The 13,264-nt window shown below is 35.0% G+C and carries 15 protein-coding genes and 1 pseudogene; 15 read left to right on the forward strand and 1 reads right to left on the reverse strand.

Annotated elements, in window-relative coordinates; genetic code table 11:
* The first annotated feature begins 97 nt into the window (after positions 1-97).
* From ACTDJC_RS14210 to ACTDJC_RS14265, 12 genes and pseudogenes are all read left to right on the forward strand, one after another.
* The gene (locus ACTDJC_RS14210; protein ID WP_440603799.1) at positions 98-892 is read left to right on the forward strand and encodes a hypothetical protein; all 795 of its coding nucleotides are present in this window, start codon (positions 98-100) and stop codon (positions 890-892) included.
* A complete protein-coding gene (locus ACTDJC_RS14215) occupies positions 889-1,161 on the forward strand; it encodes a PqqD family protein (RefSeq protein ID WP_230575518.1) in 273 nt (90 codons plus the stop codon). The genes ACTDJC_RS14210 and ACTDJC_RS14215 overlap by 4 nt, the downstream gene beginning before the upstream one ends.
* Complete coding sequence (locus tag ACTDJC_RS14220) at positions 1,148-1,612, forward strand: S24/S26 family peptidase (protein ID WP_440603800.1); 465 nt, start codon at positions 1,148-1,150, stop codon at positions 1,610-1,612. The genes ACTDJC_RS14215 and ACTDJC_RS14220 overlap by 14 nt, the downstream gene beginning before the upstream one ends.
* 310 nt (positions 1,613-1,922) lie before the next feature.
* On the forward strand, positions 1,923-3,860 hold the full coding sequence (locus ACTDJC_RS14225; RefSeq protein ID WP_440603801.1) for a lasso peptide isopeptide bond-forming cyclase: 1,938 nt from the start codon (positions 1,923-1,925) through the stop codon (positions 3,858-3,860).
* 14 nt (positions 3,861-3,874) lie between these two features.
* Entirely contained in the window at positions 3,875-4,000 is a 126-nt protein-coding gene (locus ACTDJC_RS14230; RefSeq protein ID WP_440603802.1) for a paeninodin family lasso peptide, read from the forward strand.
* Positions 4,001-4,087: 87 nt separating this feature from the next.
* The gene (locus ACTDJC_RS14235) at positions 4,088-5,020 is read left to right on the forward strand and encodes an aldolase (protein WP_440603803.1); all 933 of its coding nucleotides are present in this window, start codon (positions 4,088-4,090) and stop codon (positions 5,018-5,020) included.
* Positions 5,021-5,314, forward strand: a complete 294-nt coding sequence (locus ACTDJC_RS14240) for a lasso peptide biosynthesis PqqD family chaperone (protein WP_230575523.1) — start codon at positions 5,021-5,023, stop codon at positions 5,312-5,314. It abuts the gene before it with no gap.
* Between the two features lie 38 nt (positions 5,315-5,352).
* A complete protein-coding gene (locus ACTDJC_RS14245) occupies positions 5,353-5,835 on the forward strand; it encodes a lasso peptide biosynthesis B2 protein (RefSeq protein WP_440603804.1) in 483 nt (160 codons plus the stop codon).
* Positions 5,828-7,015, forward strand: coding sequence for a nucleotidyltransferase domain-containing protein (locus tag ACTDJC_RS14250; RefSeq protein WP_440603805.1), 1,188 nt, complete (start codon positions 5,828-5,830; stop codon positions 7,013-7,015). Before ACTDJC_RS14245 ends, ACTDJC_RS14250 begins: the two co-directional genes overlap by 8 nt.
* A gap of 12 nt (positions 7,016-7,027) precedes the next feature.
* On the forward strand, positions 7,028-8,830 hold the full coding sequence (locus tag ACTDJC_RS14255; RefSeq protein ID WP_440603806.1) for an ABC transporter ATP-binding protein: 1,803 nt from the start codon (positions 7,028-7,030) through the stop codon (positions 8,828-8,830).
* Positions 8,831-8,852: 22 nt separating this feature from the next.
* Positions 8,853-9,140, forward strand: a pseudogene (locus tag ACTDJC_RS14260) (type I glutamate--ammonia ligase); the annotation flags it as partial.
* Positions 9,141-9,951: 811 nt separating this feature from the next.
* Entirely contained in the window at positions 9,952-10,374 is a 423-nt protein-coding gene (locus tag ACTDJC_RS14265) for a YfmQ family protein (protein ID WP_098311105.1), read from the forward strand.
* Positions 10,375-10,411: 37 nt separating this feature from the next.
* Here the strand turns inward: ACTDJC_RS14265 and ACTDJC_RS14270 are convergent, their stop codons facing one another.
* The gene (locus ACTDJC_RS14270) at positions 10,412-11,269 is read right to left on the reverse strand and encodes a peptidoglycan-N-acetylglucosamine deacetylase (protein WP_098311104.1); all 858 of its coding nucleotides are present in this window, start codon (positions 11,267-11,269) and stop codon (positions 10,412-10,414) included.
* Between the two features lie 297 nt (positions 11,270-11,566).
* Here ACTDJC_RS14270 and ACTDJC_RS14275 point away from each other — a divergent pair, with 297 nt between their 5' ends.
* The 3 genes from ACTDJC_RS14275 to ACTDJC_RS14285 are packed head-to-tail and all read left to right on the forward strand — an operon-like array spanning position 11,567 to position 13,251.
* The gene (locus ACTDJC_RS14275) at positions 11,567-11,878 is read left to right on the forward strand and encodes a PadR family transcriptional regulator (protein WP_377884101.1); all 312 of its coding nucleotides are present in this window, start codon (positions 11,567-11,569) and stop codon (positions 11,876-11,878) included.
* 3 nt (positions 11,879-11,881) lie between these two features.
* Complete coding sequence (locus ACTDJC_RS14280) at positions 11,882-12,427, forward strand: HAAS signaling domain-containing protein (RefSeq protein WP_440603807.1); 546 nt, start codon at positions 11,882-11,884, stop codon at positions 12,425-12,427.
* 5 nt (positions 12,428-12,432) lie between these two features.
* Positions 12,433-13,251, forward strand: a complete 819-nt coding sequence (locus tag ACTDJC_RS14285; protein ID WP_440603808.1) for a DUF4097 family beta strand repeat-containing protein — start codon at positions 12,433-12,435, stop codon at positions 13,249-13,251.
* Positions 13,252-13,264: the final 13 nt, after the last annotated feature.

Raw genomic sequence — 13,264 nt, forward strand, 5'->3', positions numbered from 1 at the left:
TTGTTGTTCATCTTAACGAATTAGATGTAAGTTTTTACTAAAGGAATTAAAATTTTGTCACACGTATAAACCAATATAAAATATAGGAGTTCATGCTATGGAAAATATATTAGTTCAAATAGGAGAACATATAGTTTCAATCTATTCTACATCTGAAAAGTTAATGGATTGGATAAAAACACATTTTCAAATTGCTGAAGGAAATCATGTTGCAAAAATTAACTCACCAAATTTATCTATTCGTATTGAAGACAATTATGGAGTTCCTTTTGTGGATTATCATGTAGAAATCTGTTCCGGTTCAGACAAGATTACGTACCGACGTGCTGATTATGTCATAGATGTTAACAGTGTATATAATGAAGCAACGATTTCAGTTTATGATGAACTAGCTTTAAAACACGCTTTACATAATCTATATAGCGCTTTTATCGTCCATAATCGTTGGGGACTGTTAATTCATTCATCTTGTGTGGATCATCAAGGAAAAGCTTATCTATTTAGTGGTCAATCGGGAGCAGGTAAATCGACAGTTGCTAAGTTATCAGCCCCTAGACCGCTTTTATCTGACGAAGCCACTATTGTGAAAATAAATGAGAATGAAATTAAAGTGTTTGATTCTCCATTTCGAAGTGAATTAACGACATCTTATGTTCATCAATCTTGTCATCTTTCGTCAATTTATCTTCTAATTCAATCGTTGGATGTGAAAGCTTTACCAGTGAAAAAGTCAGACGCTATGTTAGGAATAATGGATAAAATTTTTTATTGGCACCATGACTCTTTAGAAACAGCAAAACTATTGGATATGTGTAAACAATTAGTAGAAAAAATTCCAGTTTACAATATGTATTTTCAAAAAAATGATAGCTTTTGGGAGATGATATCATGAATCTAAAATACGAATGTACAAAAAACATAAATATTGTAGAAATTGATAATGAGTGGATTGTCATGGATACAGAAAATTTTACGGTAACAAAAGTAAATGCTATCGGTGCTTATATTCTAGAGGAAGTAAGAGGACAAAGAGAGCTTGAAGACATCATTTGTAATATTGCAGATAACTACGATGTTGATTTAAATACAGCAAGATCAGATGCATTGGTTTTTCTAGAAGAATTAAAAGGGATAGGTTTAATCCAGGATGAAAGAGCATAGCCTTCCAGTTTCAGGTATAAAATATTTGCTTCAAAAGCAAGGGTGGGTTGATATTCCTTCCTCTGGAGTCAGCATGTATCCTCTGATTAAAGAGGGGGATATTTGTAGGTTTATCCCTTTAGGGAGTAAGGAAGTAAAAAAAGGTGAAGTTCTACTATTTGTATCGAATCAAGGACAGTTAATAGGGCACAGATATTACGATAATTTTGTTGAAAAGGGTGTGCTTTACTATGTATGTAAGGGAGATACGAATATTTCCGTTGACTCCCCTATAAAAAAATCTCAATTAATAGGGAAGTTAGTTTTCATTAAAAAAAAGAAATTTCAACTGAATTCCCAAGGTTTCATAGCTCAATTATGGGGAGGTATTGTCTTAACCTTCCCTAGTTTGCCGAGGGGTTGTAAAAAATATCTTGACTTACGGACAAGATTGAGGATATGGAGCAAATAGAAAGTTCACTATAATGAACTTAATACTTGAGAAAATATTATCTAAAAATTCCGTTTATTAATTGACTTAGAAAAGGTAAAGTGATAATTTTATCTTATATAAGTTCTTTTTATAGAACAAAATAACTATATAATAAAAAGTAGATAGTAATATTAATTCGTAGCATTTAATTGGTAATTTACTGAAGAAAAAACTTAAGTTCTTTAAAAAGAACAAAAATAACGTAACACAATGCAGGAATTCAACCACATATTAACGGTTATTTATCTAAATAGGCTTTTATTTACTTGTTGCATAACGGGAGGAAAAAATGAGTGCTATAACAGGGATTTTACATTTTAATGATGAGCCTATATCGATTGAGCACGGTACAAGATTAATGAAGGATTTGCAAAAATATCCTGCTGATGATGTTCAAATATGGCACAAAGATAACGTCTTCCTCGGTTGTCACGCACAATGGATTACACCAGAGTCCATTGGTGAACAAATGCCTTTTTATGATTACGAAAGACAATTAGCAATCACAGCAGATGCCATTATTGATAATCGTGATGAGTTATTTGAAAGGCTACAAGTGGATTATGCCGATAGAAAAAGGATGACAGACAGCGAATTAATCTTGCTCTCTTATCAAAAGTGGGGGGAAGAAACTCCTAAGTATTTAGTAGGCGATTTTGCTTTTATGATTTGGGATGAGAGAAACCGAAAACTATTTGGAGCAAGGGACTTTTCTGGGAGTCGGACTCTCTATTTTTATCGTGGCCAGCAACGATTTGCTTTTTGTACGCTTATAAAGCCGTTATTTACTTTACCATATATCGAGAAGGCCCTGAACGAGCAATGGCTTGCTGAATTTTTAGCCATACCAGTGAATTTCGAATCGGTAGATCCTTCTTTAACAGTTTATAAACATATAGAACAGGTACCTCCTTCGCATATTATCTCGGTGAAGGACGGCAGAGTAACGCTTTTGAGATATTACACACCGGTTGCTGGAGAAATGCTCCGGCTCAAGTCAAATGAAGAATATGAAGAAGCATTTCGAGAGGTATATCAAAGTGCGGTAAAGGCACGTTTACGCACGCACCATCAAGTAGGAGCTCATTTGAGCGGAGGACTGGATTCAGGTTCTGTTGTTAGCTTTGCTTCAGGAGATTTACGCAAGGAGAATAAGAAATTACATACGTTTAGTTATGTCCCGGTAGATGGCTTTGTAGATTGGACACATAAAGGTAGAGTAGCTGATGAAAGACCTTTTATTCAATCGACTGTACAGCATGTAGGAAATATAAAGGATCACTATTTGGATTTTGCAGGAAGAAGTCCCTTATCAGAAGTTGATGATTGGCTTGAAACATTGGAGATGCCATATAAATTTTTTGAGAATACTTTTTGGTTAAAGGGGGTTTATGAAGAAGCACATCAGCAAGGAATAGGTGTACTTCTGAGTGGACAAAGAGGTAATTGGACAGTATCATGGGGCCCTGTTTTAGACTATCAAGCTATGCTTTTGAAAAGGCTGCGTTGGATTCGCTTTTTCCGTGAGCTGCATTTATATAGTAGAAACATAGGGGTAAAAAAATCGAGAGTCTTCGCAGTAGTAAGAAAAAAGGCATTTCCATTTTTAAATCAGGTATTTTCATCTGAAGAACAAAGCCTTTTTCCAGTAATAATCAATCCAGAATTTGCAAAAAAAATGAATGTTTTAGATAAACTCAAAGAGCATGATATCGATATCACTGGTTCCTCTATTTCAACTGCATATGAAATGAAACAGCAACAGTTTGAGCAATTGTATTATTGGAGTATAAATGGGACGTATGGAACGAAATTATCTCTACGTTACTCTTTATGGGATCGTGATCCAACGAATGATTTACGAATGATTCAATTTTGTTTATCAGTTCCGGAAGAGCAATATGTCCAAAATGGTTTAGATCGGGCGCTTATTCGAAGAGCAACAAAAAACTATCTGCCTGATAGGGTTAGGTTAAACCAACGGGTTCGAGGTGTTCAGGGAGCAGATGGAGTGTATCGTATGGCTCCTGCTTGGAATAAATTTATTGAGGAACTTCAACAGCTTAGCACAGATCCTATAATCTCTGAATTTCTAAATGTAGAAGTAATTAAAGCAGCAATTTTAAAGATTCGAGAGGAACCGCGGCCAGAATACGCGTTTGATTTAGACTTTAGAATTTTAATGCGTAGTTTAATCGTTCATCGGTTTATAAAAAACTTTACTTGAAAGGGGGTGATACCATGAAAAAAGAGTGGCAAAAACCAGTACTAGAAGTACTTGATATGAACATGACTATGGCTGGTCCTGGACATAAGGTTCCTGACGCAGTTCAGCCTGATCCTGATGATCCTGTGAAGTATAGCTAAATTATGAAAAATTTTAAAGCCCTTATATAGCTTGAAACCATATAAGGGCTTTAAAAATAACTTTGTTGAAAATGTGGAGTGAACATGATGATAAATACCGTAAGAAATGTGGCATATAAAGCTTTCGGATTAAGAATAGTAAGCGAAATTCCTCTACCAGAATTACCTCAAATGAGTGAACAGAAGGATATGGCAGATATCACAATTGAAATTGCCGATTTATCTGGACAATGGCGTAAATATACTGCAGAGCAACAACAAAGGTTTGTTGTTGAAGAAAATGTAGTGATGTTTCAGGTCCCTCATACTGCTATATTTTCTATACAAGAAGGAAAAAAAATTATTTTTTCACCTATACTGGGGGCGGAAGAAGATAAAATACGGCTTTATATTCTTGGAACTTGTATGGGAGCGTTATTAATGCAGAGAAAAATACTCCCATTACATGGAAGCGCGATAGCCATTGATGGAAAGGCTTATGCTTTGGTAGGTGATTCAGGGGCTGGAAAATCAACTCTTGCTTCAGCATTTTTGTGTAAAGGATATCAACTTTTAAGTGATGATGTGATTGCTGTGTCCCTTTCATATGAAAATTCTCCATTTGTTATGCCGTCTTATCCGCAGCAAAAGTTATGGCAGGAAAGCTTAAATGAATTTGGAATGGAAACAACACACTATCGTCCGTTGTTTGAAAGAGAAACGAAGTATGCTGTACCTGTATCTTCCCAATTTTTTGCTGATCCACTACCTCTTGCAGGTGTGATTGAACTAGTTAAAACGGAGAATGAAAGCATTAAAATTCTTCGAACTGAAGGACTTGAGCGTTTGTACACCTTATTTCGGCATACATTTCGTAACTTTTTAATCCCACGTTTAGGATTGATGGAATGGCATTTTGCAAATTCTGCAAATATGGTAAATAAAATTGATATGTTCCAATTACAACGTCCGACTTCAAGGTTTACAGCTCACGAACTTGTGTCTCTCATTTTAAGTTCTTTAAATAAAGGAGGAATATAGATGATTAATGCTCAAAAGATTTCCTTAGAGTGCCAGGTTGTACAAAGTAAAGGAAACATCGTAAGCGATATGGATGGAGAAAAAGTAATGTTGAATGTTCAAAAAGGAAAGTACTACAATTTGGGTGAAATGGGAGGAGAAATATGGGATCTTATTGAAGAGCCAATCACGGTTGCTCGTTTGGTTACTACGTTAATATCCAATTATAATGTAGAACGAATAGAGTGTGAAGAACAAGTTCTTTCCTTTTTAGAACTTTTATTCAAAGAGAATTTAATTCATATTGAAGATTAGTTTTATATCTTTTTACTAGATTTGTTAGGAAGGGATTCATGAACATTGTGAAAAAGTTAAGAATATTTTTATCGTTGAATACGAAAACAAAGCTTTTATTTTTAGAGGCTTTTATTTTTTTAGGGTGGGCTCGTTTTCTTAAAAGTATACCATTTTCTAAAGTTGCACCTTCTTTAGGCGATCACATGAATGAAACACCTTTTACTCACATTCAGTTACACAGAGAGGTATTAAAGAATGTGTCTCATGCCATACATATTATGAGCCGTTATACGTTTTGGGAAAGCCAATGCCTTGTTAAGGCGATAGCTGGGATGAAGATGCTCGAGAAACGTCAAATTGAAAGTACTCTTTATTTAGGAACCGCTAAGGATGATAATGGAAAATTGATTGCGCATGCCTGGTTACGTAGCGGTCCTTTTTATGTTACTGGATCGGAAGGAATGGAGAAATTTACTGTCGTTGGAAAATTTGCAAAGAGGATAAGCGAGGAAACTACTAAAGGAGAATACAATGAGTAATGATTTTAGTATCGATGTGGAATTTATGTCTAAGGAATTAAAATTCTTGCTTGAGGTTTTGAAATTGAAAGATGACGATGTCATGCCAGTGAACAGCAATAAATGGTTTATAGACATTGATTGGAATAAATTTCTTGAACTAGTAATGCATCATCGCGTCTATTCATTGATTTATTCAAAGGTGAAAAAGATAGATGAAAAATTGATTCCTTCACATGTTGTTCAAACTCTGTATCGATGGTTTAAAAAAAATACGTTTCAAATGCTGCATTTAAGTGCTGAAATGGAACAAGTAAGTAAACTGTTTACCGAAAATGAGATTCGTACCCTTTTTTTAAAAGGACCAGTGCTTGCTTATGATCTGTATGGAGATATCTCTTTGCGGACATCCTGTGATTTGGATATTCTGATTCCTATTCATAAGCTAGAAGAAGCAGAAAGCCTTCTTTTAGAGCAGGGTTACGTGAAAGATGAGTATATTCAAACGATATTAAATGATTGGAAATGGAGGCATCATCATATAACATTTTTCCATCCTCAAAAGCAAATTAAACTTGAAATTCATTGGAGGTTAAACCCTGGTCCTGGAAAGGAACCAAGTTTTGAGGAATTGTGGGAACAAAAACGAAAGAGCACACTTACGAGTTATCCTGTGTACTTATTAGGAAGTGAGGACTTGTTTCTATTTCTTGTTTCTCATGGTGCACGTCATGGATGGTCAAGACTGCGTTGGTTAGTAGATATAAACCAAATGGTGAAGCAAGAGCTCAATTGGAAAAAAATTAACGAACTATTTAAAAAATATCAATGCGGGCATGTAGGAGGACAAGCACTAGTTCTTGCTGCGGAGCTCTTAGATACAAGAATTACGGAAGAAATGAAAATGTTGACAAATCAGAGAAGGTCAAGACAATTGGCGCAAGATGCGCTATTTTATATTAAACAAATGATAAATCTGCATACAGATCCTGTTCCAGATGAAGTAGCTGCGTATCACAGTCGACATTTATTTTCATTAATGTCAAATCGACAAAAGTTTTTATTTATTATGAGTTATCTTTATCCTTATCCCATTGACGCTAAAACGTTACCACTACCTAAACCCCTTCACTTTTTGTATTTTCCTTTACGTCCTTTTTTATGCTTCTGGAGGAAAACAAGGAAACACGCTTTAACATAAGGGGGGATAAAAATGAAACATATTTTATATTTTATGAAGCAATTGCATTCTTTTTCAGGAAGAATTCTTTATGTAAATCTTTTTGGAATGGTTTTGATTAGTTTGCTTGAAGGTATAGGGCTTCTTTTATTAATTCCTATGATAAGTATGAGTGGAATTGTCAATATGGGGGGAGAGGATTCTCCCATTTCGTTTATTTTTAAATTTTTGCAGGAAGCTCCTAAAGCAACTAGTTTATCTTTTATTTTAGGTATATACATTTTAGTAGTCGTTAGTCAAAACCTTTTACAAAGAAATTTAACCATTCGGGATGTGAAAATTCAACAAGGCTTTACTCGGCAGTTAAGATTGGATATTTATAGTGCTATTTTGCAGGTGAAGTGGAGTTTTTTTCTAGAAAAAAGGAAAACTGATCTTATAAACACATTAACTTCAGAATTAGCACGTGTCAGCTATGGGATTAATCTTGTTTTGCAGTTTTTAGCTTCTATCGTTTTTACCTTCATACAGATTTGCATTGCTTTCTGGTTATCTATTCAAATAACTATATTTGTTTTATTTTGTGGTTTGTTCTTTTCAATCGTTTCTCGTATTTTCATTAAAAAAGCCAGAATACTAGGGAGCAAAACATCTGAGTTAGCGCAAAGTTATCTTTCGGGTATAACAGACCATTTTAATGGGATTAAAGATATAAAAAGTAATACTTTAGAAGGGTCACAGTTAATATGGTTTCGCTCCTTAACGAGAAAAATGACTGACGAACAAATTGAATACATGAAAATAAGGTCAGCTTCTCAGCTTTTTTATAAAATTTCATTGGCTGTTCTAATTGTAGTTTTTATTTTTTTATCTGTGACGTTGTTTCACGCCCAATCAGAGCAATTATTGTTAATCATTCTTATTTTCTCTAGACTATGGCCAAGATTTACAAGCATTCAATCCAACCTGGAACAACTAGCTGCAAGTATTCCCGCTTTTAAGTCTTTAATAGAATTGCAGGAGGAATGCAAGAAAGCAGCGGAATTGCAAGATATAGAACAACGTTATAAACATGTAAAACCAATGTCTATAGAAAAAGGGATTGAATGTCGGAACGTATATTTCCGTTACAATCAAAAAGAATCCTTATATGCTCTTCAAAATGTTAACTTACAAATTCCATCTAAATGTATGACAGCTATAGTCGGACGTTCGGGTGCTGGAAAAAGTACATTGATTGATATTTTAATGGGACTCATGCAGCCGGAAAAAGGACAAGTATTAATAGATAGTACTCCTCTCACAAGTGATAATTTATTGTCATTAAGAAGGTCCATTAGCTATGTACCGCAGGATCCATTTCTATTTAATGCAAGTATAAGAGAAAATTTGTTAATGATTGAACCGGATGCAAGCGAAGAACAAATTTGGGAGGCGCTGGAATTTTCAGCAGCAGCTGAATTTGTAAGGAGGCTTCCGCAAGGGCTTGATACATTCATTGGAGACCGCGGAGTTCGACTTTCTGGAGGGGAACGACAGCGACTCGTACTAGCTAGGGCTATTTTACGAAAACCTTCAATTCTCGTTTTGGATGAGGCAACAAGTGCGTTAGATACGGAAAATGAAGCGAAAATTCAAGCTGCACTAGAAAGGTTAAAGGGAACAATGACCATTATCGTTATTGCTCACCGTTTATCAACGATTCGAAATGCCGATCAGGTGATTGTATTAGATGGGGGAGAAATCGTTCAAAAAGGAGCCTTTATCCAATTGGCAAAAGAAAAAAGAGGTATGTTTAGTAAACTGTTAGGAACTCAGACAGAAATGAGTGTCTAAAGATAGGAAGAAGTGAAGGTGATTATTAGCAGCAGGTCTTGACGGAATTAAAAATACACTAGCGGTACCACCTGCAGTAGATCGCAACACTTATGTGATGACACCAAAAGAACGTGAAAAAGCAGGTATCATGGATTTACCAGCTACATTAGCACAAGCACAAAATGAATTAAAATCAAATGAAATCATTTGCGGTGCGTTAGGTGATCATTTACTTGAGCATTTCATCGAAGCAAAAGAAATTGAGTGGGATACGTTCAGAACACAGGTTCACCAATGGGAACGCGATCAATATATGACTCTTTACTAAGAGTTTCAACCCCTTGATACATTAGGTATTAGGGGGTTTTTGGTTGCAAAAAATGGTGTGCTGAAGGTTGAAAAAATTTCTTGGTGAATTGATGTTTTATCATATCTGGCGAGAAGACCCCCACCTCAAGCGCGAAGCGGTAGGTGGGGGTAGTTCAATTACTATTGGTGCATTTCTAGGTATTTGGACAGATTATAAGACAAGCCTTGTATATGATGCGAGAAGAGTGGATGGTCCTTTTTTTAATGTTCTTTATTATAGTAGAAGAAAAGATAGTTTCATTTCTGTATATAGCAGAAGTTAGTATTGTAGCGTTAGTAAGTATAATGATAGGGGAACGAACTAACAAATATTTTACGAGTTTGTTAGTTTTATGAAAGTAAATAGAGTTTAATCATTTAGATTTTACTTTCATCATTTACTTCAATTGATATCAATTTTCTCGTTGGGGGTACCTGTTTTCATTAGGTTGATGAACATGTGGCGAAACTCCTAAAAGCGATTCGCGATAGCTTACGATAAATTATATTTTTTAGACACCTGAAAGAGTGCTTTTCTACGTGAGTTTATACTGTATTATAAAAATAGAAAGATTTAGTTAGGGTCCTCATTTGCCGTTGATACTTTCTCATAATTTTAACAAGTTTCACATAATGTACACAAATTCACTATATGCACTATGATAATATAGAAATTGTAAGCAGTTGGTAAATAATGTGTTATTATGCCCTGTTTTTATATGTCTATCGGCTGATCCAAAATATGAGTTATGTAATAATATTATTTTAGAATGTAACGGAGATGATAAAATATGACGACCTGGTTTATACTTTCGTTGATTCTTTTTTTTGCTATTAAATTAATAGTGACGAGTCTTCCAACCTCTGTTGTGGAATCGTTTGTCAGCAAATTTGAATTGCATCCAAAACTTAATGAAGCTGCTGTCACCGTAACCATCGACGGAAAATGCTTAGAAGGTGAAGATAAAATTCAAGTTATTAATCATTTTAACGAAGCGTTATTTTTAGAGAAATATTATTTTCCTCCACAGAGCAGCGGTACTCCATTGGTCATTGATACTAAGAGGGGCAAAAAAGACGTTAGGTTTTCTATATACAGTTACAACGATCACGTTGATGTGTTCAAACAGAACAAGAAGAAAGTAGTTGCGTATAGCCTGCGTTCCGATAGCCTTCAAAAAAGTCCTATGTTAGTAACGGGAGATGTAGTTTAAAAGGATCGTCAAAGACGGTCCTTTTTAAATAGAAATTTTATTTTCTTTGTTTTGAAGTATTAAACATTTTTGGAAGAGTCACAAAGCGTGCACCTTTAGATGTAAGGTCAGGAATAAATTGATCAAGGGCATTTACAGAACCTTGTAGTTTCCCACCTGGTGCAGAGTGTTGCAAGAGAATACTTCCAGGGAAGGTATTTCCTAATACTGTGTTAGTAATTACCTCAGCGTTTAACCCTTTCCAATCTAATGTATCGACACTCCATTGAATAATCATAAAGTTTTGTTCAGTAGCCCACTTAACTTGATCTTCATTTATAATGCCATAAGGCGGACGGAATAGTTTCGGAGAATATCCTATTAGTTTTTGTAATATGTTTTCTGTTTTTAAAATTTGTTCATGATATTGCTCATCACTTATTTTTGCCAAGTTAGGGTGGTTATAAGTATGATTCCCCACGATGTGTCCCTCGTTAACAATTCGTTTTACAACTTCAGGATATCTTTCGGCATTTTCACCTAGCAAAAAAAATGTAGCTTTTACACCATATTTTTTTAACTTATCTAATACTTGTGGAGTATATAGGAGATCGGGACCGTCATCAAATGTGAGAGCAACTTCGGATTTATTATAAGGTCCTGCAAAAGCGTATGCATATTCTTCAACCCAAGGAAAAGGAGTCCATGATCCTCTCGTTGCTGCTTCTTTGGATTGAATCTGAAAAGGAAACGGGGCTTGTGATGAAACAGGAACTGATTTCATATAATCTAAAGGATAAGATGGGTTATGAATTGATGAATATGAAACCATTGAAGGAAGAACACAAGGCGAAATATGATTGTAGGGAGTGCCCTGAAAGGGAAATATTACTTTGGGTGGATAAAAAGAATACATGATTGAAATACCTCCTTAGAAAAGATAGAAATCTCTCTAAAACTTTTATATGCCAATAATTACAGTTTGGTTAGGGAAGAAAAAAGTGTGAGTAGTTTGTTTTTCACCCATATTTATGGGTGATAAGATTTATATCTCAATGGGGCGGGAGAGATAAAGAACCCCTCAACTACCTAATTTTTACTTTATTTTATAAAAATTGGAATAGTACCTTGTAATATTCAGTACTGAATGGTATATTATGGTTAATTAAGTACCTTGTATTGAATAGTACTGAATTGGGAAGGAGGATTGCCTTTGAACGTTCAATTTAAAAAAGGTGTATTGGAGCTTTGCGTTCTTGCGCTTGTAAGGAAACGAGATTGCTATGGCTATGAATTAGTTCAGCAAATTTCAAATAAGTTTTTAATATCAGAAGGATCAGTGTACCCATTGTTACGTCGTCTGACGAAGGAAGGGTACTTTCAGACATATTTAAAAGAATCATCGGAAGGGCCTCCGCGGAAATATTATCAGTTAACAGATCAAGGTGCAGAGCAACTCTATACGCTTGTGACAGAATGGCGTGATTTTGCAAGGGGAGTACAAGAAATTATTGAAGAGGTGTAGCGAATGACTAAAGAACAATTTTTTCATGAATTATCAGAACACCTTAGAAGATTGCCAGAAGAAGAACGGAACGAAATTTTGTATGATTACGAGGAACATTTTCGATTTGGAATAGAAGAAGGGAAAACAGAAGCGGAAATTATAAAAGCGCTCGGTTCGCCTAAAACAATTGCTAAGGAAACGTTAGCGTCTCATCGCTTAGAGCAGGTGAAGCATAATCCAACTTTTTCTAATGTAGCAAGAGCGATTGTGGCAATCATTGGACTCAGTTTTTTAAATTTAGTTGTTGTATTAGCCCCGTTATTAACAATCGGAAGTCTTATTTTCACACTTTGGACAGTTAGTGCTGTATTTGTTTTATCACCTTTACTTGTGTTAACAAAAATTATTTTTGCTCAAATTTTTATTTTATCTGATGTATTCGTTTCTATTCTACTCTTCGGTATTGGTTTACTTTTAGGGATTGGTGCTTATTATTGTACAGTTTGGTTTAAAACGCTTTTTGTCAAATACGCCAATTGGAATTTAAAAGTAATTAAAGGGGAGTAGATAAAATGAGGAAAATTGTATTCATAGCACTTGTTTGTATTGTGATTGGAGGAATTGGTTTATTTTTTGCAGGATCAGCTTTTTTTATGAAATCTGTGACTGGGTCAGCGGAAACAAAGAAATTGGAACAGAAACAATTTAAAAATGATCAAATTAAAAATATCAACGTTGACACAGATGTAGGAGATGTTGTGATTGAAAAAGGAAAGACTGATTCATTTGAAGTTCGGTATAATGGTAATCAGGAAAAACGAAAGTTAGACGTAAATGAGAAGGGCGAAACGCTACAAGTGGAAGTGAAAACAAAAAAGAAACATATATTTGATTTTTCTTTTTTTTCATTTGGTTTCAAAGGTGAAAGTTTAATAGTCGTTGTACCTGAACGCGTATACAATCAAATTGAAATAGAGACAGAGGCGGGAAATATTCAAGTGCGAGACATTCAAAGTGAAAATGTATCCGCACATACAGCAGCAGGTGAAGTAGAAATGAAGCAAATAAAATCGAATAACGTGAATACTTCATCTAGCGCGGGGGATATTGTTTTGCATAAAGTAGAAGGAAAAGTACTTGCAGAAGCAACAGCAGGAAATATAGAGGTAACGCAGCATAACCCGCAATATAGTATTGAAGCGGAGTCAGCAGCAGGAGATATCAATATTCAGCTACAGGAAGTACCGAAAGATGCCGTTGTAAAGGGCTCTTCTCATGCAGGAGATGTAAAGATTTTCGGGAAAGAAAATAAAGAAATTACATTAGGGAACGGAAAGGTACAGATTAGCGGGGAAACAGCAGCAGGAAATGTAAAAATCAAGACGAATTAAAAACAGACCAGCT

The sequence above is a fragment of the Bacillus sp. GB_SG_008 genome (assembly GCF_052038115.1).
Lineage (GTDB): Bacteria > Bacillota > Bacilli > Bacillales > Bacillaceae_G > Bacillus_A > Bacillus_A rhizoplanae.